The 21,072-nt window shown below is 76.0% G+C and carries 18 protein-coding genes and 1 pseudogene; 10 read left to right on the forward strand and 9 right to left on the reverse strand.

Going from position 1 to position 21,072, the window contains the following annotated elements; all coding sequences use genetic code 11:
• Positions 1-11: 11 nt before the first annotated feature.
• The 7 genes and pseudogenes from F6X68_RS08135 to F6X68_RS08165 form a co-directional block, all read right to left on the reverse strand.
• The gene (locus tag F6X68_RS08135; RefSeq protein WP_151453673.1) at positions 12-2,381 is read right to left on the reverse strand and encodes a tetratricopeptide repeat protein; all 2,370 of its coding nucleotides are present in this window, start codon (positions 2,379-2,381) and stop codon (positions 12-14) included.
• A complete protein-coding gene (locus F6X68_RS08140; RefSeq protein WP_151453674.1) occupies positions 2,378-4,141 on the reverse strand; it encodes an ABC transporter permease subunit in 1,764 nt (587 codons plus the stop codon). The genes F6X68_RS08135 and F6X68_RS08140 overlap by 4 nt, the downstream gene beginning before the upstream one ends.
• A complete protein-coding gene (locus F6X68_RS08145) occupies positions 4,138-5,436 on the reverse strand; it encodes an extracellular solute-binding protein (protein ID WP_192581324.1) in 1,299 nt (432 codons plus the stop codon). The genes F6X68_RS08140 and F6X68_RS08145 overlap by 4 nt, the downstream gene beginning before the upstream one ends.
• The gene (locus F6X68_RS08150) at positions 5,433-6,041 is read right to left on the reverse strand and encodes an ATP-binding cassette domain-containing protein (protein ID WP_151453676.1); all 609 of its coding nucleotides are present in this window, start codon (positions 6,039-6,041) and stop codon (positions 5,433-5,435) included. The genes F6X68_RS08145 and F6X68_RS08150 overlap by 4 nt, the downstream gene beginning before the upstream one ends.
• 187 nt (positions 6,042-6,228) lie before the next feature.
• Positions 6,229-6,534, reverse strand: coding sequence for a DUF2470 domain-containing protein (locus F6X68_RS08155; RefSeq protein ID WP_151453677.1), 306 nt, complete (start codon positions 6,532-6,534; stop codon positions 6,229-6,231).
• Positions 6,531-7,201 (reverse strand): annotated as a pseudogene (locus F6X68_RS08160) (heme oxygenase (biliverdin-producing)). The gene F6X68_RS08155 and the pseudogene F6X68_RS08160 overlap by 4 nt, the downstream one beginning before the upstream one ends.
• A gap of 121 nt (positions 7,202-7,322) precedes the next feature.
• Positions 7,323-7,985, reverse strand: coding sequence for a TetR/AcrR family transcriptional regulator (locus F6X68_RS08165; RefSeq protein WP_151453678.1), 663 nt, complete (start codon positions 7,983-7,985; stop codon positions 7,323-7,325).
• 110 nt (positions 7,986-8,095) lie between these two features.
• On the opposite strand from F6X68_RS08165, the gene F6X68_RS08170 reads away from it, so the two are divergent.
• From F6X68_RS08170 to F6X68_RS08195, 6 genes are read left to right on the forward strand one after another with little or no spacing between them, the layout of a single operon-like run.
• Positions 8,096-9,580: an NAD(P)/FAD-dependent oxidoreductase gene (locus F6X68_RS08170; protein ID WP_151453679.1), complete on the forward strand. Its 1,485-nt coding sequence runs from the start codon at positions 8,096-8,098 to the stop codon at positions 9,578-9,580.
• A complete protein-coding gene (locus tag F6X68_RS08175; RefSeq protein WP_151453680.1) occupies positions 9,573-10,499 on the forward strand; it encodes an SDR family oxidoreductase in 927 nt (308 codons plus the stop codon). Before F6X68_RS08170 ends, F6X68_RS08175 begins: the two co-directional genes overlap by 8 nt.
• Positions 10,496-11,359, forward strand: coding sequence for an alpha/beta fold hydrolase (locus F6X68_RS08180; protein WP_151453681.1), 864 nt, complete (start codon positions 10,496-10,498; stop codon positions 11,357-11,359). The genes F6X68_RS08175 and F6X68_RS08180 overlap by 4 nt, the downstream gene beginning before the upstream one ends.
• Positions 11,360-11,389: 30 nt before the next feature.
• On the forward strand, positions 11,390-12,565 hold the full coding sequence (locus tag F6X68_RS08185; RefSeq protein WP_192581325.1) for a CapA family protein: 1,176 nt from the start codon (positions 11,390-11,392) through the stop codon (positions 12,563-12,565).
• The gene (locus F6X68_RS08190; protein WP_151453682.1) at positions 12,562-13,224 is read left to right on the forward strand and encodes a GntR family transcriptional regulator; all 663 of its coding nucleotides are present in this window, start codon (positions 12,562-12,564) and stop codon (positions 13,222-13,224) included. Before F6X68_RS08185 ends, F6X68_RS08190 begins: the two co-directional genes overlap by 4 nt.
• Positions 13,221-14,516: a nitrate/nitrite transporter gene (locus F6X68_RS08195; protein WP_225852058.1), complete on the forward strand. Its 1,296-nt coding sequence runs from the start codon at positions 13,221-13,223 to the stop codon at positions 14,514-14,516. The genes F6X68_RS08190 and F6X68_RS08195 overlap by 4 nt, the downstream gene beginning before the upstream one ends.
• Positions 14,517-14,606: 90 nt before the next feature.
• On the opposite strand, the gene F6X68_RS08200 is transcribed toward F6X68_RS08195, so the two are convergent.
• Positions 14,607-15,026 carry a hypothetical protein gene (locus tag F6X68_RS08200; protein WP_151453683.1) on the reverse strand — a complete coding sequence of 140 codons (420 nt, stop codon included), beginning with the start codon at positions 15,024-15,026 and terminating at the stop codon, positions 14,607-14,609.
• A gap of 185 nt (positions 15,027-15,211) precedes the next feature.
• Here F6X68_RS08200 and F6X68_RS08205 point away from each other — a divergent pair, with 185 nt between their 5' ends.
• On the forward strand, positions 15,212-16,297 hold the full coding sequence (locus F6X68_RS08205) for an S-(hydroxymethyl)mycothiol dehydrogenase (protein WP_151453684.1): 1,086 nt from the start codon (positions 15,212-15,214) through the stop codon (positions 16,295-16,297).
• Entirely contained in the window at positions 16,297-16,926 is a 630-nt protein-coding gene (locus F6X68_RS08210) for an MBL fold metallo-hydrolase (protein ID WP_132239708.1), read from the forward strand. Before F6X68_RS08205 ends, F6X68_RS08210 begins: the two co-directional genes overlap by 1 nt.
• A 134-nt stretch (positions 16,927-17,060) precedes the next feature.
• On the opposite strand, the gene F6X68_RS08215 is transcribed toward F6X68_RS08210, so the two are convergent.
• Positions 17,061-18,005 carry a sensor histidine kinase gene (locus F6X68_RS08215; RefSeq protein ID WP_151453685.1) on the reverse strand — a complete coding sequence of 315 codons (945 nt, stop codon included), beginning with the start codon at positions 18,003-18,005 and terminating at the stop codon, positions 17,061-17,063.
• A 359-nt stretch (positions 18,006-18,364) separates the two neighbouring features.
• Here F6X68_RS08215 and F6X68_RS08220 point away from each other — a divergent pair, with 359 nt between their 5' ends.
• Positions 18,365-19,492 (forward strand): DUF3626 domain-containing protein, encoded by a 1,128-nt coding sequence (locus F6X68_RS08220; RefSeq protein WP_151453686.1) that lies wholly within the window; start codon positions 18,365-18,367, stop codon positions 19,490-19,492.
• Between the two features lie 306 nt (positions 19,493-19,798).
• Positions 19,799-20,506, forward strand: a complete 708-nt coding sequence (locus tag F6X68_RS08225) for a hypothetical protein (RefSeq protein WP_151453687.1) — start codon at positions 19,799-19,801, stop codon at positions 20,504-20,506.
• Positions 20,507-21,072: the final 566 nt, after the last annotated feature.

The raw sequence follows: 21,072 nt of genomic DNA on the forward strand, positions 1-21,072 counted from the left end.
CGGGCCCCCGCTCAGGCCGGCGCGTCGCTGCCCACCAGGCGGGCGTCGGCCGCCGCCTGACCGTCGACGTCCCCCGCCTCCTCGCACACGCCCGCCGCGTCCGCCCAGTGCCGCCGCGCCTCGTCGGCGTCGTCGAGGGCCGCCGCCGCGTCGCCCAGGTGCAGCAGGGTCCGCCCCAGGCCGGCCGTCGGCCGCCCGTCGCGCAGCCGCAGGCTCTCCGCCAGCAGCTCGTACGCCTGCCGGGCCTGGGCCGGCGTGGTGGACAACAGCGCGGCACCCGCGTTGAGTAGCGCGGCGGCCCGGTTGGTCGGATCGGCCACGGACTCGTACTCCCGCAGCGCCGCCCGCCACGACTGCGCCGCGTCGAGGTGCTCGCCGAGCCCGGCGTGCACCAGCACCAGATTGGTCAGCGCCGCCGCGTAGCCCCGGGCGTCGCCGAGCGCGCGGAAGGCGTTCGCCGCGCGGACCAGGTGGCGGTGTGCGACCTCCAGCTCCCCCCGGGACAGCCGGGCGGCGCCCAGGCCCAGATCGGTCAGCGCGTGCCCGGCCCGGTCCGCCGCCGAGCGGTGCCGCCGCGACAGCTCCAGGTGCTCCACCGCGTCGTCGAACTGCCCCAGGTCCAGCAGCACCAGGCCCAGGTTCATCCGCGCCTGCGCGGTGCCGCGCCGGCCCCGCTCCGCCACCGCGAGGCTGAGCGCCGTCGCCGCCGCCTGCGGGTCGCCCCGGCGGCGGCGCAGCACCCCCAGTTCGTTGTGCGCCCAGCCGGCGATCTCCGGCCGGTCGTCGGCGGTGGGCGTGGCGAGCACCGTGCGGCACACCTCCGCCCACTCGTCGAGGCGCTCGGCGTGGGCGAGCCAGCCGCACAGCGCCACCGCCAGGCGGAACCACCAGCGGCGGACCCGGCGCGGCAGGGTCTCCGCCGCGCCCGCCGGCACCCTGACCACGGCCAGCAGCAGCTCCTGGTGCAGGTCGAACCAGCCGTACGGGTCGTCGTCCAGCGCCAGCGTCGGCTCCCGGTCCGGCGGCGAGCCGACCACGGCGAGGCTCGCGGCGTGCCGCTCGGCCCGCCGGGCCAGGTGTCGGGTGAGCCGGGCCTGCGCGGCGACCCGCCGCCGCGCCGGCTCCGCGTCGCGCAGGTGCATCCGGGCGTACGGGGCCAGCAGCGGGCGCACCTCGTAGCGGTCCCCGGGCGCGCCGGTGACGAACCCGCCGGCGGCCAGCTCGTGCAGCAGGGCGGCCACCCGGTCCGGGCGGCGGCCGGCCAGCGCCCCGATCGTCGGCCGGTCCAGCGGCACCGGGCTGAGCGACATCAGCCGCCACAACCGCCCTGCCTCGCCGCCCAGCGCGTGGTACGCGGTGTCCCGCGCGGTCACCAGCAGGGTCGCCGGGGAGGCGGCGACGTGCTGGTGCGGGGGCGTGTCGACGGCGCGGCGCAGCGCGTCGAGCACGTCGCTGTGCCGCCACCCGTGCTGCGCCGTACGCCGGCCGAGCTCCGCGACCGTGCGGGGCTGCCGCCCGCAGAGTTCGACGAGGTCGCGTACCGCCGGGTCGGTTCGCGGGTCCGGGCGGTGCGGCCGGGCGACGGGCGCGGCGGCACCGGCGGCGGCGAACAGCTCGACGGCGTCGTCGGCGTCCGGCTCGGCGATCCCGTGCGCCACCACCCCGTCCACCGCGGCCAACGCTCCCGTGCCGGCCAGCAGCAGGCGGCACGTCCGCGCGGTCGGCGGCAGCAGCGGCCGGACCTGGGCCGGGTCGTCCACGTTGTCCAGCACCACGAGGGTCGCCCGGCCGTCGAGCTGGCCGCTCAGCTCGTCGACGGCGTCGGCGAGGTCGTCGGCGCGCCCCGACGCCGGCGGCCGGGTGCCGAGGATCCGGGCCAGCGCGGTCAGCACCTGCCGGGCGTCGTGCCGCCGCCCGCCCCGGCGCAGGTCCAGGTAGTACTGGCCGTCCGGGAAGTCGTCCCGGCACAGGTTGGCGGCCTGGATGGCGCAGGCCGACGTGCCGACGGCCCGCCGGCCGACCACCGCGACCGCGTGCTCCTTCTCCAACAGGTCGATGATCGCGTCGACGTGCCCGGCCCGCCCGGTGAACCCGGCCGGCCACGGCAGGGTGGGCGCGCCGGCGACGGGCGGCGGTTCGGTGTCGTCCGGCGTCGCGGCCTGCTGCCGCTGGCGGCGCCATTCCACGATCATCGCGGCGGCGAGGCCGAGCACGATCACCCCGGCGCTCGCCGAGCCGAGCTGGGCTACGGACAGCTCGGAGAGCAGGTTGCCGGTGACGTTGCCGAGGACCGCGCTGACCGTGCCGCCGACCACGCCGCCGATCGCGAGCAGCAGGCTCAGCCGCCGGGGCCGCCGCGAGCGGCGAGCCGGCCCCGTCACCGCACGCCCCCGGCGACCAGGCCGGCGACGAGCTGGCGGCGGGCCAGCACCACCAGCAGCACCGGCAGGACGGAGGCGATGACCGAGCCGGCGGCGAGCGCCCCGCTGTTGGCCGCGAAGCCCCGGGTCTGGCCGGCGAGGAACAGCCCCAGCGGCAGCGCGCCGGGACCGCTGAACAGCAGACCCACCACCAGGTCGTTCCACACCTGGACGAACTCCAGCACCGCGACCGCCACCACGGCCGGGCGGTTGTGCCGGGCGAGCAGCCGCAGGGTGCCCCACCAGTGCCGCCCGCCCACCCGGGCCGCGCGTACCTGCTCGGCGGGCAGGTCCGCGAACGCGTTGCGCAGCACCAGCACGGCGAACGGCACGCCCAGCGCGACGTGCACCAGCGCCAGGCCACGCGCCGTGCCGGAGGAGAGCACCACGCCGAGCACCTCGTTGACCGGCCCGGCGATGACCTGCACCGGCACGATGCTGGCGGCCATCAGCAGCAGCCCGGTGGCCTGGGCGGGTGGCCCGGTCAGCCAGGCCAGCGGGTACGCGGCGAGCAGCGCGACGCCCAGCACCACGGCGGTGACCACGGTCGCCAGCACCAGCGTGAAGCCCAGCGTGCGCCACAGCTCCGCGCCGGTCAGCAGGTCCCGGTAGGAGTCGAGGCCGGGCGGGCTCCACCACCAGCCCCGGGCCGCCGCGTCCACCGTCCCGTGCAGCGAGGTGGCGAGCAGCACCCCGAGCGGCACCAGCCAGGCGACCGCCGCGCCCGCCACCAGCAGCCGGATCGTCCGGCGTGGCGCGGGCGCCACCGGTTCGGGCGCGACGGGCACCGGGTCCCGGGGCGGCGGCCACGCCTGCCGCACGAACAGCGCGGCTACCAGCATGCCGGCGGCCACCGCCACCAGCCACACCACGCCGAGCGCGGCGCCCTCGCCGGTGGTGGCGCCGTTGGAGGTCTGCCAGACCCGCAGGGCGAGCACCGACGCCTCGTCGCGCACCGAGCCGGGCGTCATCACCAGGATCAGGTCGAACGTCCGGGCGGTGCCGAGCGCCGCCAGGGTGAACACCACCGCCACGGTGCGCAGCAGCAGTGGCCGCCACTGCGCGTCCCAGAGCACGTCGCGGCGGTTGCCGCCGTAGGCGCGCACCGCGTCGGCGAGGCTGGGCGGCACCGCGTCGAGGGCGGCCCGGAACACCAGCACGGCCAGCCCGACCCACGCCCACACGAACGCCGACATCAGTGCCACCGTGACCAGGCGGGGGCCGAGCAGTTGCGGGGCGTCGGCCGCCGACCGGCCGGTCAGCGTCGCCGCGACCAGCGTGGCCAGCCCGCGTTCCGGGTCCGGGTCGTACATCAGCCGGAAGGTGACCCCGGTGACCACCAGCGGCAGCGCGGTGGGCACCACCAGGATGAGGCGGACCAGCCCGCCCTCCTGCGAGCGGCGCGAGGCGGCGGCGAGCAGGTAGCCCAGGACGGTGACCACCGCCGGCACCAGCAGCGCCCAGAGCAGCGTGCGTCCCACCACGGCGCCGGTGCCGGGCGCGGCCAGCGCGGTGCGGAAGTGCTCCGCGCCCACCCACCGGCCGTCGGTGGTGACGCTGGCGTGCAGCGTACGCAGCACCGGCCACGCCACCAGCCCGCCGAGCAGCAGCAGGGCGGGCAGCAGCAGCGCCGAGGTGGCCCCCGCCGCCGGGTAGGCCCGCCCGCGCCGGGGCGGCCCGACGTCGTCGAGGACCGCCAGCTCGCCCAGGACCCGGCTCATCGGCCGCCGCCCGCCGACCGGGCCGCCGCCGCCAGTTGCCCGACGGCCCGCCGGGTCGCCCTGCCGGCGGGGACCCCGTCGGTGACGTCGGCGAAGAAGTCCTGCATGATCCGCCAGATGCCCACCCCGTCGGAGCCGGTGAACGGGCCCGGCAGCCGGTCGGACAGGTCGAAGCGCACCGCCTCGGCCGTGCGTAGCTCGGCGGCGAGGCGGCGGCGGACGGGATCGCGGTAGTCGCCCAGCGGCACGGACACGTTGGGGGAGAGGTAGCCGCCGGCGCGCAGCCACGGCTGGAAGGCGGAGCCGCCGCTGAGCCAGCGCACCAGCTCCGCCCCACGGGCCGAACCGGCGAACGCCACGGCGGCGTCACCGCCGACGATCAGCGGGCCGTCGGCCACCCGGGCGCCCGGGAAGCGGAAGGTCTCCGGCTGCTCCGGGCCCCGGCGGAACCGGCGGCTGACGTCGTCGACGAAGTCGGCCTCGAAGAGCATCGTGGCCCGCCGGTGGTGCACCACCTGGATCACCGACTCCTCGTACTGGGTGAGCAGGGCCCGGCGACCGCCGCCGGGGAACGCGCCGTCGACGCCCCACAGCTCGGCGAGCCGGTCCAGCGCCGTGTGCACCGACGGGCTCCGCCAGTCGGCCTCGCCGCGCGCCAGCGCCTCGTAGTGGCCGGGCGGGGCCACGTCGGCGAGCACGTTCTCGAACCAGTCGGTGAGCACCCACCCGTCGGCCGCGCCGACGGCCAGCGGCGCCGGGCCGTCGCCCGAGCGGGCCCGCGCGCCGAGCCGCCGGGTGAGCGTCACGAGCTGGTCCCAGGTGCGCGGCGGCGCGGGGAGCATCGACGGGAAGTACCAGAACAGCGACTTGTGGGCCGCCTTGACCCAGACGCCGTAGCGGCGCCCGTCGGCGGAGAGCAGGTCGGCCATGCCGGGCGGGAGGGCGTAGCTGGTGGCGGGGGTCAGCTCGCGCAGCCAGCCGCGCCGGGCGTACTCGACGACCAGCCCGGACCGGGGCAGGATCGCCACGTCGGGGCTGGTGCCGGCCAGTTGGCGGGCGCGCAGGAACGCGTCGATGTCGTTGCCGGCGCTGATCACCTGCACGTCGGCGCCGTAGTTGCCCACGACCTCGCGGAAACGGGCCAGCTCGCCGCCGCTCCACACGACCGCGACCTGGACCGCCGGCGGCGTGGCGGCACAGCCCGCGCCGGCCGTCGCGGTGAGCGCGGCGGTGGCCCGCAGCAGGGTGCGGCGGCTCAGCCGCGCCGCCGGCGCGGCCCGGCCCACCGGCGTCACCCGCCCACCTCGGCGACGACCGGCACGTCGGCCAGCGAGCCCGGGTCGGCCGTGCACACCAGCACCGCCACCCCCGGGGTGTTCGTCGGGGAGAGCCTGCCGACCAGGTCGGTCAGCCGCCCACCGCCGGCCGGTCCGGTCGGCAGGTCGATCACCAGCACCTCGGGCAGGCAGGCCACCGCCCGGGCGAGCGCCACCCGGAACCGCTGCGCCTCCGACAGCAGGTGCGGTCGCAGCTCCAGCGTCGGAGCCAGCTCCAGCCGGTCGACCACCGTCGCCGTCCACGCGTCGGCCATGTCCCGCACCCGTTCCCGTCGGCGCTGGCCGTAGGCGATGTTGCGGCGCACGCTCAGGTGGGGCAGCAGCGCGCCGCCGGCCGGCACGTAGGCGATGCGGCGCTGCGGCGGTGCCAGGGTAGTTACCTCCCGGTTGCCGACCAGGACCCGGCCGGCGACCGGCGGGGCCAGCCCGCTCACCACCCGGGCGACGGCGGTGCCGATCGGCGGGGCGGCGGCCAGGGCGGCCGTGGCGCCGGCGGCGACGTCGAGGGTCACCGCGGTGGCGCCGGGCACGGCGACGAGCTCGCACAGTCGTAACGTGGCCATCACCTCCGGTGACCCGGGCAGTCGATCCCAGGGTCGCACAATCCGGCGACGACCGGCGCCCCGCCACCGTCCCCTGTGGAGCCGCGGCGTGGGTCACGGGTCGGGATCGCCCACCGGGTGCGGTGGCCGGTTGGTGCGGCGGCGTCGCGCCGCCGCGCCACATCGCGCCGGCGCGACCGCCGTCCGGTCAGCCGGACTGGCGGGGCGGGAGCCCGAGTCGCTGGCACGCCTCCCGGTACATCCGCACCACCTCCTGCCGGATCTGGGCGCGTTCGCTCAGCCGGTGGGCGAACGGCACCCGCACCGGGACCTCGATGTCGTCCACGGTCACGGCGAACTCCATCCCCTCGGCGTCCAGGCCGGTGGCCCGGGCCCGGGTGGCCGCCGGCTGCCCGCCGAGCGTGCGGCAGATGAGCAGCGAGTCCCCGGCGTGGTCGTCGTTCATGTGCCGGCAGACGGCGGCGACCACGTCGGCGCCGAACGGGGCGGTCACGCGGCCACCTCCACGTCCGTGGCCGGCACGAGGTGGGACAGGGCGGCGAGGACCTCGGTGTTGTGCCGGTACGCCACGAGCACCTCGGCCCGCAGCGCGGCCCGACCCACCTCGTCGAGCGGGAGGGCGTCCAGCCTTGCCCGGTAGGCGTCCTTGTACGCCTTCGGGCTGGGGATCTGGTCGAACCGGTAGAACGCCGCCCCGGCGTCCCCGGTCAGCCCGTAGTGCCGGGCGAGGGACCGGCCGATGTGCAGTCCGCCGGAGAGGTCGCCGAGGTAGCGGGTGTAGTGGTGGGCGACGAACCGCTCCGGTGAGCTGGCGCAGACCGCGCCGAGGCGCCCGGCGTAGGCGACCGTCGCCGGGGTCGGGTCGATCCGTCGGCGCCAGTCGGGCCCGAGCAGGAACTCCAGGTCCGCGGCGAGGGCGGGCAGCCGGGTCAGCGCGTCGTCGACGAAGGGCCGGCGAGCGGGTCGTGGCGCATCGCCTCGGCGGCGCCCTCCAGCGCCTCGTAGATCACGTGGTGCTGCACCACCAGCGCGGCGTAGCCGGCGCGGTCCAGCTCGCCGGCCACCAGGGCGGAGACGTACCGCTGGGACTCCGCGCCCTGGTGGGCCTCGGCGCTGGCGGCCCGCAGCTCGGCGGAGAACGGGGTGCTGGTCGGGCGCAAGTCTCCTCCAGGGGGACGAAAGGCCGGGCGGGTCGCCGACGGGAGAGATCAACGGTAACCGGGCACGTGGGTGGGGGCACGACCTCGAGGTCGTGCCGGCACACCCCGCCGTCCGGCGTGGTCACGCCGGCGGGGGAGCGGTGCCGCGGTAGATCGCGGCCAGCCACACGTCGCGCAGCACGTCGACCACGTCGCGCTCGGCCACCGCCGGCCCGTCGCCGGCGAAGGTGGCGTACCAGACGCGCTCGTTCATCGAGTTGAGCGCGATGGCGAGGTCGCGGGCCGGCACGCCGTCGGGGGCGGCCCCGCGCCGCCGTTCGGCCACGATCGCGGTCTCGATCGCGTGCACCCAGCGCTCCAGCACCCTCGCCCAGAGCCGGCGCACCTCGGCGTTGGTGCCGCGCACCTGGGCGCAGGCCAGCACCACCGCGCGGTGCGCGCCGAACGTCTCGTGGAACCGGTCGATCAGCTCCCGCCAGCGCGCCGGTGGGTCCTCGGCCAGCCGCTCCAGCACGTTCCCGGCGGCGGCGTCGGCCTCCTCGATGACCCGGTCCAGCAGCGTCAGCAGCACCGCGTCCTTGGACGGGAAGTAGAAGTAGAAGGTGGGCCGGGAGATGCCCGCCCCGCGCGCCAGGTCGTCGATGGAGATGTCGGCGAAGGCCCGCTGCCCCAGCAGCCGCTCGGCGGTCGCCAGGATGGCCAGCTCCCGCTCGTCGCCGACGGAGCGCGCCGCGCGCCGTCCGCGCCCGGTCGCGCTGCCGGTGGCCGTACGGGCGGGTGTCATGCCCGGGGACTCTACACCGGATCAACACCGTGTCGATCCGACTCGACAGGGTGTTGACGAGCCTCGACAGCCGTGGCTAGTGTCCGGTCACACCCGCGGACGGAGACGAGATGGCCACCGAACACGTCGACGTGCTCATCGTCGGCGCCGGCCTGTCCGGCGTGGGTGCCGCCTGCCACCTGCGCCGCAACTGCCCGGAGAAGACGTACGCGGTGCTGGAGTCCCGCGACGCGATCGGCGGCACCTGGGACCTGTTCCGTTATCCCGGCGTTCGGTCGGACTCCGACATGTTCACCCTCGGCTACTCCTTCAAGCCGTGGACCGACCCGAAGGCCATCGCCGAGGGCGACTCGATCCGCGACTACGTCCGCCGCACCGCCGACGAGTACGGCGTCACCGACCACATCCGCTTCCGGCACCGGGTGCTGCGGGCCGACTGGGACAGCGCGAGCGCCCGCTGGACGGTGCACGCCCAGCGCGACGACACCGGCGAGACGGTCGCGCTGACCTGTTCCTTCCTGTTCACCTGCGCCGGCTACTACCGCTACGACGCCGGGTACGCCCCGAGGTTCCCCGGCACCGAGCGGTTCGCGGGGCGGATCGTGCACCCGCAGCACTGGCCCGCCGACCTCGACCACACCGGCAAGCGGGTGGTGGTGATCGGCAGCGGCGCCACCGCAGTGACCCTGGTGCCCGCGATGGCCGAGCGGGCCGCCCACGTCACCATGCTCCAGCGCTCACCCACGTACGTCCTGGCGCTGCCGTCGCGCGACGTGCTGGCCGACGCGCTGCGGCGCTGGCTGCCGGCGAAGGCCGCGTATCCGGTGGTGCGCTGGAAGAACGTCCTGCTCTCCACCGCCAACTTCCAGCTCAGCCGGCGCGCCCCCGCGTTGGTCCGGCGGCTGCTGCTGCGCGCCGCCCGGGGCCGGCTGCCGGCCGGCTACGACGTCGACCGGCACTTCTCGCCCCGCTACGACCCCTGGGACCAGCGGCTGTGCGTGGTGCCCGACGGCGACCTGTACACCGCGGTGGCGCGGGGGAGGGCGTCGGTGGTCACCGACACCGTCGACACCTTCACCGAGCGGGGCGTCCGGCTCGGCTCCGGCGAGGAACTGGCCGCGGACGTCGTCGTCACCGCCACCGGGCTCAACCTGCTCGCCCTCGGCGGCATGACGCTGACCGTGGACGGCGCCGAGGTGGAGCTGCCCGACACCGTCGCCTACAAGGGGATGATGCTCTCCGGGGTGCCGAACTTCGCGATGACCCTCGGCTACACCAACGCCTCGTGGACGCTGAAGGCCGACCTGGTGGCCACCTACGTCTGCCGGCTGCTGCGGCACCTGGACCGCACCGGCCAGCAGGTCGTCACCCCGCTGCCGCCGCCCGACGGCGAGCTGGAGCCGATCATCGATTTGACGGCCGGCTACGTGCTGCGCAGCGTCGACGCCCTGCCCAAGCAGGGAGCCCGGGCGCCGTGGCGGCTGCACCAGAACTATCCCCGGGACGTCCTGCTGATGCGGCACGGCCGGCTCACCGACCCCGGCGTGCGGTTCTCCCGCGCCGGCACACCGGAACGGAGGACCGCCCGTGCGTAGGTTCGTCTTCATCGGCGGCACGGCTGTGGTGACCGGCGCCGCCAGCGGGATCGGCGAGGCCCTCGTGCACGGGCTGGCCCGCCGGGGCAGCGACCTGGTGCTGGTCGACCGCGACGCCGGGCGCCTCGACGCCGTCGTCGCGGCGGTCCGCGCCGCGCACCCCGACCGGCAGCTCACCGCCTACGTGGTCGACCTGGCCGACGCCGCCGCCACCGCGCGGGTGGCCGAGGAGATCCGCCGGCGGCACCCGGCGCTCCGGCTGCTGGTCAACAACGCGGGGGTGGCGCTGGGCGGCCGGTTCGACCAGGTGAGCCTGGACGAGTTCAGCTGGGTCGTCGACGTCAACTTCCGGGCCGTGGCGCAGCTGACCCACGCGCTGCTGCCCACCCTGCGGGTCGAGCCGGGCGCGCACCTGGTCAACGTCTCCAGCCTCTTCGGGATCATCGCCCCGGCCGGGCAGACCGCCTACGCGGCCAGCAAGTTCGCCGTCCGCGGCTTCACCGAGGCGCTGCGCCAGGAGCTGGCCGGCGAGGGGATCGGGGTGACCTGCGTGCATCCGGGGGGCATCCGCACCCGGATCGCGCAGAACGCCCGCGTGGGCGCCGGCGTGCCCGCCGAGGAGTTCGAGACCGGCCGCCGGCAGTTCGAGAAGCTGCTGACCATCGACCCCGCCCGGGCCGCCGAGGTGATCCTGCGCGGCGTGCACCGCCGCCGGGGCCGGGTGCTGATCGGCTGGTCGGCGAAGCTGCCCGACCTGCTGGCCCGGGTGGCGCCCGTGTCGTACCAGCGGGTCGTGGCCTTCGCGCTCGACCGCGTCGCGGGCGACGCCACCCGCCGGCTCACCACCGGATCGCCCGCCCCGGCGCAGCGCCAGCCCGAGGCGCCCCCGGCGGCCGACCCGGCCGGGGAGCCGGCGTGAGCGCCCCGGCCGGACGCCGGCACGTCAGCGTGGACGGCCGGCGGGTGTGCCACCGCGTCGACGGCGAGGGGCCGCCGGTGCTGCTGCTGCACGGCATCGGCCGCACCCTGCGCGACTTCACCGAGCTGCACGAACTGCTCGCCGGGCGGTTCCGGGTGCACAGCGTCGACCTGCCCGGCTACGGCGGTTCGCTGCCGATGGCCCGCCCCTGCACCCTGCCGGCGCTGGGCGAGTTCGCCGCCCACTACCTCGACGCCGTCGGCGTCGAGGAGCCGGCGCACGTGGTCGGCAACTCCCTCGGCGGCGCGGTCGCCATGCGCCTCGCGGCGTCCGCGCCGGCCCGGGTGGCCAGCCTGACGCTGGTCAACAGCGCCGGCTTCGGCCGGGAGGTGACCATCGCGCTGCGGCTGCTGGCGCTGCGCCCGCTGGGCCGGCTGCTGCTGCGGCCCACCCGTTGGGCCGCCCGCCGCGCCGAGCTGTCGCTCTTCCACGACCCGGCCCTCGCCACCGCCGAACGCGTCGCCCACGCCCTGGCGGTCGCCCGCCAGCCGTACGCCGCCCGGGTGATGCTGGAGACCGCGCGCAGCCTCGGCACCTTCCGGGGCGTCAGCCCGCAGTGGCGCGAGGAGCTGCTGGCCGAGGTGGAACAGCTCGACGTGCCCACCCTGGTCGTCTGGGGCGACCGGGACCTGATCCTGCCGGCGGCGCACCTCGACGCCGCCCGGTCCCGGCTGCCGCGCGCCCGCACCCACCTGTTCGCCGACTGCGGGCACATGCCGCAGATCGAGTGCGCCGAGGAGTTCCACCGCCTGCTCGTCGACTTCTGGGCCGAGGCCGGCGCGGACGCCGCCGGCAGGTGAGCCGGCGGCGCGACGGGGAAAGCGGGCCGGGTGCCCGAGCTGACCCTCTTCCTCGGCGGCGACGTGATGACCGGCCGGGGCGTGGACGCGATCCTGCCCGCGCCGGGTTCGCCCGAGCTGCGCGAACCGGCGGTACGCGACGCCCGCGACTACGTCGACCTCGCCCTGGACGCCAACGGGCCGGTCCCGCGCCCGGCGCCGCCGACCTGGCCGTGGGGCGAGGCGCTGCACCTGCTCGACGAGCTGCGGCCCGACGCCCGCGTGGTCAACCTGGAGACCGCGGTGACCGGCCGGGGCGAGCACGCACCGGCCAAGGCGATCCACTACCGGATGCACCCGGGAAACCTGTCCTGCCTCGCCGCGGCCCGGCTCGACGTCTGCGCCCTGGCCAACAACCACAGCCTCGACTTCGGCCCGGTCGGGCTCACCGACACCCTCGACGCGCTGGCCGACGCCGGCATCGCCACCGCCGGCGCCGGCCGGGACGCGGCGTCGGCCTGGCGGCCCGCCCGGGTGCCGCTCGGCCGGGGCGGCCGGCTGCTCGTCTGGTCGGTGGCCGTACCGTCCAGCGGGGTGCCCCCGCCCTGGGCGGCCACCGCCGGGTCGCCCGGCGTGGCGTACCTGCCGGAGGTCTCGGTCGCCTCGGCGGACGCGTTGGCCGGACGGATCGCCGCCGTGGCCGGGCCGGGGGACCGGGTGCTGGTCTCCGTGCACTGGGGCACCAACTGGGGGTACGAGGTGCCGCCCGCGCACGTCGACTTCGCCCACCGGCTGGTGGACGCCGGCGTGGACGTGGTGCACGGCCACTCGTCGCACCATCCCCGCCCCGTCGAGGTGTACCGCGACCGGCTCATCCTCTACGGCTGCGGCGACCTCGTCGACGACTACGAGGGCATCGGCGGGCGGGAGGCGTACCGCCCGGAGTTGCGGCTGCTCTGGCTGCCGACCCTCGACGCGGACACCGGGGCGCTGCGGCGCCTGCGGGCGGCCCCGGTACGGATGCGCCGGATGCGGCTGGAGCGGGCCGCGCCCGACGAGGCCGGCTGGCTGGCGGGGCTGCTCGGCGGCTTCGGCCCACCGTTCGCGCGCGGGTTCGCCGTCGACGGCGACGGGCTGCTGACGCTCGATCCGCTGACGGTGGCCCGCGCCACCCCCGGCGGGGGCGCGGGGCGCGGCGAGGAGGCGGAGCCCACCATAGATACATGACGCATCCCACCCCGTCGGGCCGGACGGCCGCGCCCTCGGCCGCCGAACGCGCCTACCGGCACCTCAAGCGCGAGATCCTGGAGCAGATCCACCCGGGCGGGTCGCTGGTCAGCGAGGGGGAGATCGCCGAGGCCACCGGGGTCTCCCGCACCCCGGTCCGGGAGGCGCTGCTCCGCCTGGAGGCGGAGGGACTGGTCCGCCTCTACCCCAAGCGGGGCGCCCTGATCCGCCCCGTCTCCGCCCGCGAGATCACCGACGTGATCGAGGCGCGGCGGCTGGTCGAGCTGCACGCCGCCGAGCGGGTCTGGCCCCGGCGCGCGGCGCTGCGGGGCGACCTCGCCGCCCGGCTGGCCGAGATGCGGGACGCGCACGCCGCCGGTGACCTGGCCGCGCTGATGCAGGCCGACCGGGCGTTCCACGCCACCGTCGTGGACGCCGCCGGCAACGAGATCCTCGCCGAGCTGTACCAGCGGCTGCGCGACCGGCAGCTGCGGATGGGGGAGGCCAGCTTCCGGCTCTCGCCCGGCTGGGCCGAGACGGCGCTCACCGAGCACGCCGACCAGCTCGCCGCACTCGACTCCGACGACCCCGGGCGCTGGCTCGCCGCCGTCGCCGCGCACATCGACAACGCCGCGGCCGTGCTGCGGTCCCTGCGGTGAGGGTGCTGACCGCGCCGCTCGCCCCGCTCCGCTCGGCGGGCGGCCTCGTCTGGGGCGTGGCCGTGTCCGCGTACGTGGCCGCCGTGTTCCACCGCAGCTCGCTCGGCGTCACCGGCGTCGACGCGGCACACCGCTTCGAGGTCAACGCCTCGGCGCTGGCCACCTTCTCCGTCGCCCAGCTCGCCGTGTACGCGGCGATGCAGGTGCCGGTCGGCGTGCTGCTCGACCGGTTCGGGTCCCGCCGGCTGCTCATCGCCGGCGGCGCGCTGATGGTCGCCGGCCAGCTCTGCTTCGCCCTGGCCACCGACGTGCCCCTGGCGATCGCCGCCCGCGTGCTGATCGGCCTCGGCGACGCCATGACGTTCATCAGCGTGCTGCGCATCGTGGCGCTGTGGTTCCCGGGGCGGCGCTACGCGATGATGACCCAGCTCACCGGCACGCTCGGCCAGCTCGGGGCGATCCTCGGCGCCGTACCGCTGGTGGCCCTGCTGCACTCGGCGGGCTGGACCCCCGCCTTCCTCACCGCCGGGGCGGTCGGGGCGACCGTGCTGCTGATGGTCGTCGTCGCCGTCCGGGACACCCCGGGCGGGCCGGTCCCGGCCGGCGCGGCGCCCACCCTCACCGACGTCCGCCGGGAACTCGCCGCCGCGTGGGCCCAGCCGGGCACCCGGCTGGGGCTCTGGACGCACTTCGTCACCCAGTTCTCCGGCGCCGTGTTCGCCCTGCTCTGGGGGTACCCGTTCCTGGTGCAGGGGCAGGGGCTCAGCCCGACCAGGGCGGCGTCGCTGCTCACCCTGATGACCGCCGCCATGCTGCTGACCGGGCCGGTGGTGGCGCACCTCTGCGCCCGGCACCCGTTCCACCGTTCGGTGCTGGTCTTCGCGATCACCGGCGCCACCGCCGTGGTCTGGGCCGTCGTGCTCGCCTGGCCGGGACGCGCGCCGGGCTGGCTGCTGGTCACGCTGGTGCTGGTGCTCGCGGTCAACGGCCCGGCCTCCCTCATCGGCTTCGACTACGCGCGCAGCTTCAACCCGGTCAACCGGATCGGCAGCGCCACCGGGGTCGTCAACGTCGGCGGCTTCGTCGCCTCGATCGTGCTGGTGCTGGCCGTCGGCGTGGTGCTCGACCTGGCCACCCCGGCCGGTCGGGCCACCCCGGACCTGACCGCCTTCCGGTGGGCCTTCGCCGTGCAGTACGTCCTCTGGGCGCTCGGCGCGGTCCAGGTGCTGCGCTACCGCAACGCGGCCCGCCGCGAGCTCGCCGCGCGGACACCCGCCGCGACGCCGACCTGACCCGCCGCACCGGCCGTGTCACGCCCACCGCCCTCCCGGGGCGCGGCGCGACGCGGCGCGGGCGTGGTCCCGCGCCGCCGGCGCGGGACCTCAGCGCCGCCGGCGGCCGTGGGTGAGGTCGTCCAGCACCAGGGTCAGGCCGGCCCCGAGCAGCCAGACGTCCTTGGCCAGGCCGATGCCCTGCTGGGTGGGCCGCAGGCTGCCCGCCTCGCGCATCCCCGGCGTCCGCAGGTAGAGCTGCACCAGGCCCGCGCCGAACGCCGCCAGCCCCAGACCGGCCAGCGCCGACGGTACGAACGGCGCGAGCAGCGCGGCGCCCAGGGCGATCTCGGCCCGGGAGAGCAGCCGGGCGAACCGGTCCGGATCGAGCTTGCCGAGCTGCGGGACGGCGCCCACGGCCATCCCGTGCATGCCCTGCGCGGCCTCCCCCTCCAGCGACCGCTTGCCCATCCCCGAGTTGAGGACGAACGCGCCGATGCTGACCCGCAGCGGCAGATGGCTGATCCTCATGGCGCACTCCCGTCCGAGCGTCGAACCGTGCCCCCGCCTACCCCTCGCCGCCCGCGATAACCGCCCGACGGCCCCGGTCGTCCGCGACGATCGGGAGTAGGTTCGGCCCGAGGAACGTGATCGGGTGCCGCGTCAGGGCACCGACGGACGGCGGCGCGACGCGTCGGCGTGGAGCAGGAGGAAGCGTGAGCCAGGAGGTCAGGGGAGTCATCTCCCGCAGCAAGGGCGCGCCGGTCGAGGTGACCACGATCGTGCTGCCCGACCCGGGGCCGGGCGAGGCGATCGTACGGATCCAGTCCTGCGGGGTCTGCCACACCGACCTGCACTACCGGGAGGGCGGCATCAACGACGACTACCCGTTCCTGCTCGGCCACGAGGCCGCCGGCGTCGTCGAGCAGGTCGGGCCGGGCGTCGACGGCGTCGCGCCGGGCGACTTCGTGGTGCTCAACTGGCGGGCCGTCTGCGGCGTGTGCCGCGCCTGCCGCCGGGGCCGCCCGTGGTACTGCTTCGCCACCCACAACGCGGCGCAGAAGATGACTCTCACCGACGGCACCGAGCTCACGCCCGCGCTGGGCATCGGCGCCTTCGCGGAGAAGACCCTGGTCCACGCCGGGCAGTGCACCAAGGTCGACCCGGCGGCCCGACCCGCCGCCGTCGGACTGCTCGGCTGCGGCGTGATGGCCGGTCTCGGTGCCGCCATGAACACCGGCGGGGTCACCCGGGGCGACTCGGTGGCCGTGATCGGCTGCGGCGGCGTCGGCGACGCGGCGGTCGCCGGCGCCGTGCTGGCCGGTGCGACGACGATCGTCGCGGTGGACACCGACCCCCGCAAGCTCGACTGGGCCCGCAAGTTCGGGGCCACGCACACCGTCAACGCCCGCGACGACGACCCGGTCGAGGCGATCCGCGCCGCCACCGGCGGCTTCGGCGCCGACGTGGTGATCGACGCGGTCGGCCGCCCCGAGACCTGGAAGCAGGCCTTCTACGCCCGCGACCTGGCCGGCACCGTCGTACTGGTCGGCGTGCCGACCCCGGAGATGACCGTCGACCTGCCGCTGCTCGACGTCTTCGGCCGCGGCGGCGCGCTCAAGTCGAGCTGGTACGGCGACTGCCTGCCCAGCCGCGACTTCCCCATGCTCACCGAGCTCTACCTGCAGGGCCGGCTCGACCTGGACGCCTTCGTCACCGAGGAGATCGCCCTGGACCAGGTCGAGGAGGCGTTCGCCCGGATGCACCGGGGCGACGTGCTGCGCTCGGTGGTGGTCCTCTGATGGCGGCCCGCGTCGACCACGCCGTCACCTCCGGAACGTTCTCCCTCGACGGCCAGACCTTCGACGTGGACAACAACGTGTGGGTGGTCGGCGACGACGCCGAGTGCGTCGTCGTCGACGCCCCGCACGACGTCGACGCGATCCTGGCCGCCGTCGGCGACCGACGGGTGCGGGCGATCCTCGCCACCCACGCGCACGACGACCACGTCCGGGTGGCCCCGGCGCTGGCCCGGGCCACCGGCGCTCCGGTGCTGCTGCACCCCGCCGACCGGGTGCTGTGGGACATGGTGCACCCCGACGAGGCGCCGGGCGGGGAGCTGCGCGACGGGCAGACCGTCGAGGTGGCCGGGACCGCGCTGACCGTGCTGCACACGCCCGGCCACAGCCCCGGCGCGTGCAGCTTCCACGCGCCGCAGCTCGGCGTCGTGTTCACCGGCGACACGCTCTTCGCCGGCGGGCCGGGGGCGACGGGACGCTCGTACAGCGACTTCGGCACGATCGTCGCCTCGATCCGGGACCGGCTGCTCACCCTCCCGCCGGAGACGGTCGTGCACACCGGGCACGGGGAGAGCACCACCGTCGGCGCGGAGGCTCCCCACCTCGACGAGTGGCTGGCCCGCGGGCACTGACCTCCGCCCAGCCACCAGCGGTCCCGGCAGCCGCTCAGCGACTGTCCGGGGCCGCTTCGCGTCCGGCGCCGCCGCGTGCGGTCACGCCGGCGCTCTCCCGGCCGCCGTCCGAGGTGACGGCGTCGAGCGCAAGGTCACGCCGGGTGCCGCACGTACATCCGGATGGTCGTCCCGGCGGCGGTGGTGTGCACGCGGACCAGGTCGCACAGCGCCTGCACGATCACCAGCCCCCGGCCGCCGATGCCGTTCGCGGCCGGGGTCAGCCGCCCGGCCAGCGGGTCGGCCAGCCAGCCGTCGTCGCGGATCTCGCAGACCAGGTGCTCGGCGGTACGCCATACGCGCAGCACGCCGGTGCCGCCGGCGTGCGCGACGCTGTTCGTCGCCAGCTCGGTCACCGCGATCTGGAGATCGGCCAGCCGGTCCTCGTCCAGCCCCACGGCCGCGCCGTGCCCGGCCACGAACCGGCGCACCGCGGACAGCGTGTCGACCTCGTAGACCAGCGCCGAAACGGGCTCCGTCGGGCTCGGCAGGGGCTTGTTGTAGCGGGCGACCACGTCCGCCGGGGCGTACCGGGCACTCGGCCGTCGTCCGGCGTCGTCGACGAGGATCGGGTGCGTGGCGTACGCGTCGGCCAGCACGTCGGCGTCGAGCCCAACGGTGTCGTACGGGCAGAGGATGGTCGCCTCGCGGCCGGCGAACGCCATGTTGATCAGCGCCTCGTGCTGGGCGCACGCCGGATACTCCGTGTCGCTGCGCCCGGCCCAGATCGGCTCGCCGATGATCCGTGCGCGGCGGCCGGCGTGCTGCTCGATGAACGCCTGCAACACCCAGGGGATGATCCGGCCCGGGTTCCGGCCGGCCTCCGACATGTCCGCCCAGCGCACCGCGTCCGTGGGGCCGACGGCGGCGCGGACCAGCCGCAGGTTCGCGCCGGGCATCGCGACCAGCACCGGCTCCCCGGCGGCGAGACCGTCGGTGATGAACGGCACCGTGCCCGCGAGCAGACCGTCCCGATCGTGGTAGAAGAGCCCCTCGTGTACGAAGGCGCCCGCCGCCTGCGCGTGCCGCGCCCCGGTCACGCCGGCTGTCCCAGGGCGGTGGCGAACCCGGTCTCGCGCAGCCGCCGGTGGCGGCACCGCGCGACCATCCGGTGGGGCACCTGCTCGACCACCGCACCACCAGTCATTCGTCACCTTCCGCTTCGGGCCCCACTGTAATCGCCGGTCCCGGTGCCGGCCCACCGGGTGAAACGACGCCGCCCATCCGGCCCGGCACGGGCCGGGCACCGCCCGCCCACGGCCGTGACCAGGGGTCACGATCGCTCGTCTGGTGGCGACCTCCGGGTGGCCCTGGAGGGTGGACGACAGCCGCGACGCCTCGCCCTCCGGAACCGAAAACGGGGTGCGTCCCGGCCCGCTGATAAGGGAGATTCGTCGCCGTGCGACCCACCACCGAACCGGCCGCCACGCATGCGGCGCCGGCACTCACCCCCGCCCAACGCGCCGCCCTCGCGCACGTACGCGAGACGGCGCTGCGCGAGCGTCCCGCCGCCCTGGCCGCCATCGCCCGGGCGCTCGCCGGCTCGGGTGTCGCACACGGGCCGGAGCACCTGATCGCGGCGGTCGGCGCGAACGGGCGGCTCACCCTGAACTTCCACCCGGACCGGCTGCTCGCCGACGGGCGTACAGTCGCCGACGCCCTCACCGCCGAGGGCGTCTACCGCAGCCAGTTCGAGACCGGCATTTCCAACGGCGGCCTGACGGCCTTCCCCGGCGGCGACCGGGACCGCTGGGAGGAGACGCTCTTCGGCGGCGCCTACCAGACGGCCGGCGTACGCCCCGCCGACCGGCCGAAGTACGGCGGCCTGAACCTGCTCGACCATCCGGACGGCGCGTGCCCCCGGTTCGGCTCCTGCCACCTGCGGCTGCGTCCGCAGGTGCTGGCGCGGGCCACGTTCTGCTTCGGCGACAGCCACCTCGGGCCCCGCGACCTGGGCACCGTGGACGTCTTCGAACCGGTGCTGGCGGCACTGCTGGCCGCGACCGACGGAACGGGAGTCAGCCTCGGCGTGCCGGGCGACGTGGTGACCCTGACCCGGGCGCTGCTGCGCCGGCGCGAGGACGCCGCGTGGGCCCCCGGCGCGGCGGGCCGCGCGCTCGACGACTACATCGAGGCGCAGGTCCACGGCGAGCTGAGCCTCGCCCGGGACGTCGCGGCGATGGTCGTCGACCCGTCCTTCCGGGGCACCGAGACCGGGGCGACGCTCGCCGCGCTCGCCCGGCGGCACGGCTTCGCCCTGCGCTGGCACGCCGGGTTCGCGCTGCCCGTCGACCGGATCGACGCGGAGTTCCGGGGACCGGCCATCCCGCCGCTGGCCGCCCGGGTGCACGCCGAGTTCGCTCGCCCGGGCGAACTCATCGACGCCGCCCTGATCGGCCGCGCGGCGGTCTCGGTGGTCACGGAACCGTCCCGCTGGGCCGACCGCGGGCCGACGGAGGTCACCCTCCAACACCTCAAGCAGCTCTGGCACGTCCTCGTGCGCTTCGGCGCCCCCCGCGCCACCTAGGACGACCGGCCCCCAGATCCTGCGCGCCTGTCGTCGGGTGAGCCGCCGCCTCGACCGGGTCGATCGTCCCAGCCGTCCGGTTGCGCCGCGAGCCTCCGGGACATCACCGCCCGTGCCTGCCTGTCACGAGTGTCGAGTGACCCGGGTCACAGCCGACCGGCACCCGCTCATATCCGGAATGACCGACAGGGTCGGGCTGGTTGTGTCCCCCGTACCGCCGGAACCGAAACCCCGTCCGGCGCGGAAGTTTCCCCCGAAGGAGTGCTCATCCAGGGAGCGCTTCGCCTGACCGAAAGGGCAACCATCGTGAAGTACGACTTCACTCGATGGCTCCCGGCCATCGCGAAGGACTCGAAGGGCTCGAACCGCAGGATCGCGCTGAGCGTGGTGGGTGTCGCCGCCCTCGGCGGCCTGGCCCTCGGGCCGACGGCCGTGGCCGCCCCGGTCACCACCGCACCCCACGAGGGCGCCGTGGCGGCCATTGAGCAGGCCACCGGCAAGGGCAGGCCGGGCGCGGCCGACGAGTCGGCCCTGACGACGGGCGGTACCACCACCAAGCCGTCCGCCGACAAGCCCAGCCGCGAGGAGCTGGTCCCGCACGGCGTGCAGGGCGCCCAGTCGCGCATCCCGCTCGACGACGCGCAGCTCGCCAACGCCAGGGCCATCATCGAGGAGGCCAAGGAGACCGGCGTGGGGGAGCGGGGCGCCGTCATCGGGATCGCCACCTCGCTGCAGGAGTCGAAGCTCTACAACCTCGGCCACCTGGGCGCGTACAACGACCATGACTCGCAGGGCCTGTTCCAGCAGCGTCCGTCGTCGGGTTGGGGTTCGCCCGACCAGATCACCGACCCCGAGTACGCCTCGCAGGCGTTCTTCAGCGCGCTCAAGAACGTGGGCGGCTGGCAGGACCTGCCGCTGACCTCCGCCGCGCAGACGGTGCAGGTCTCGGCCTACCCCTTCGCGTACGCGCAGTGGGAGGAGCAGGCGGCGGACGTCGTCTCCCAGCTCTGGTGACACCCGCGTGACACCGGCCGGCCCCCGCCTCGGGGGCCGGCCGGTCGCGTCCATGCCGACGACGCCCGCATCTGAACCGCTGTCCGGCCGCAGCCGGCGCAGCATCTCGTCGTGATGGATCAGCCGGGCCCTGTCGAGCTGCCCCGTTCACGAGACCACCTCCCAGCCCTCTGGCTCGCGCCGCCGTCCGAGGTCACCGGTGGAACACCACGGGTGTCACCGGTGCCGGGAGACACCCATGGTGTTCCACCGGTGGCGGTCGTCCCTGCTACGTCCGCCGCGCCTCGGCCGGCCACTCGCCGATCTTGGAAGCAACAGGCCCCGCCAGGGGCCCGTATCTGCCAAAGTCTCCCCGCAGCTCGCCGATGAGGGTCCCGTGCGTGGCGTCCGACCCGCCGGAGAGCCGCCGATGAGGCGTCCGTGCGCGGCGTCCGGTTCAAGCCCGGCGTCCAGGATGGGGCTTCGTTGCAGGGTGTGTGCCCGTCGGCACGTTTGCTGCGGCCGCGGTCTGTGGTCGTCGGGGTCGCCCAGTGATGAGATGTCCGGTTCGGGGGTGTGACCGGGGG

The sequence above is a fragment of the Micromonospora sp. AMSO12t genome, assembly GCF_008806585.1.
GTDB classification, from domain to species: Bacteria; Actinomycetota; Actinomycetes; order Mycobacteriales; family Micromonosporaceae; genus Micromonospora; species Micromonospora reichwaldensis.

Coding starts and splice junctions, on each gene's coding strand:
- F6X68_RS08200 (WP_151453683.1), bottom strand. CDS start 15,026: ATGAGGATCAGCCATCTGCCGCTGCGGGTCAGCATCGGCGCGTTCGTC.
- F6X68_RS08140 (WP_151453674.1), bottom strand. CDS start 4,141: ATGAGCCGGGTCCTGGGCGAGCTGGCGGTCCTCGACGACGTCGGGCCG.
- F6X68_RS08165 (WP_151453678.1), bottom strand. CDS start 7,985: ATGACACCCGCCCGTACGGCCACCGGCAGCGCGACCGGGCGCGGACGG.
- F6X68_RS08170 (WP_151453679.1), top strand. CDS start 8,096: ATGGCCACCGAACACGTCGACGTGCTCATCGTCGGCGCCGGCCTGTCC.
- F6X68_RS08190 (WP_151453682.1), top strand. CDS start 12,562: ATGACGCATCCCACCCCGTCGGGCCGGACGGCCGCGCCCTCGGCCGCC.
- F6X68_RS08210 (WP_132239708.1), top strand. CDS start 16,297: ATGGCGGCCCGCGTCGACCACGCCGTCACCTCCGGAACGTTCTCCCTC.
- F6X68_RS08150 (WP_151453676.1), bottom strand. CDS start 6,041: ATGGCCACGTTACGACTGTGCGAGCTCGTCGCCGTGCCCGGCGCCACC.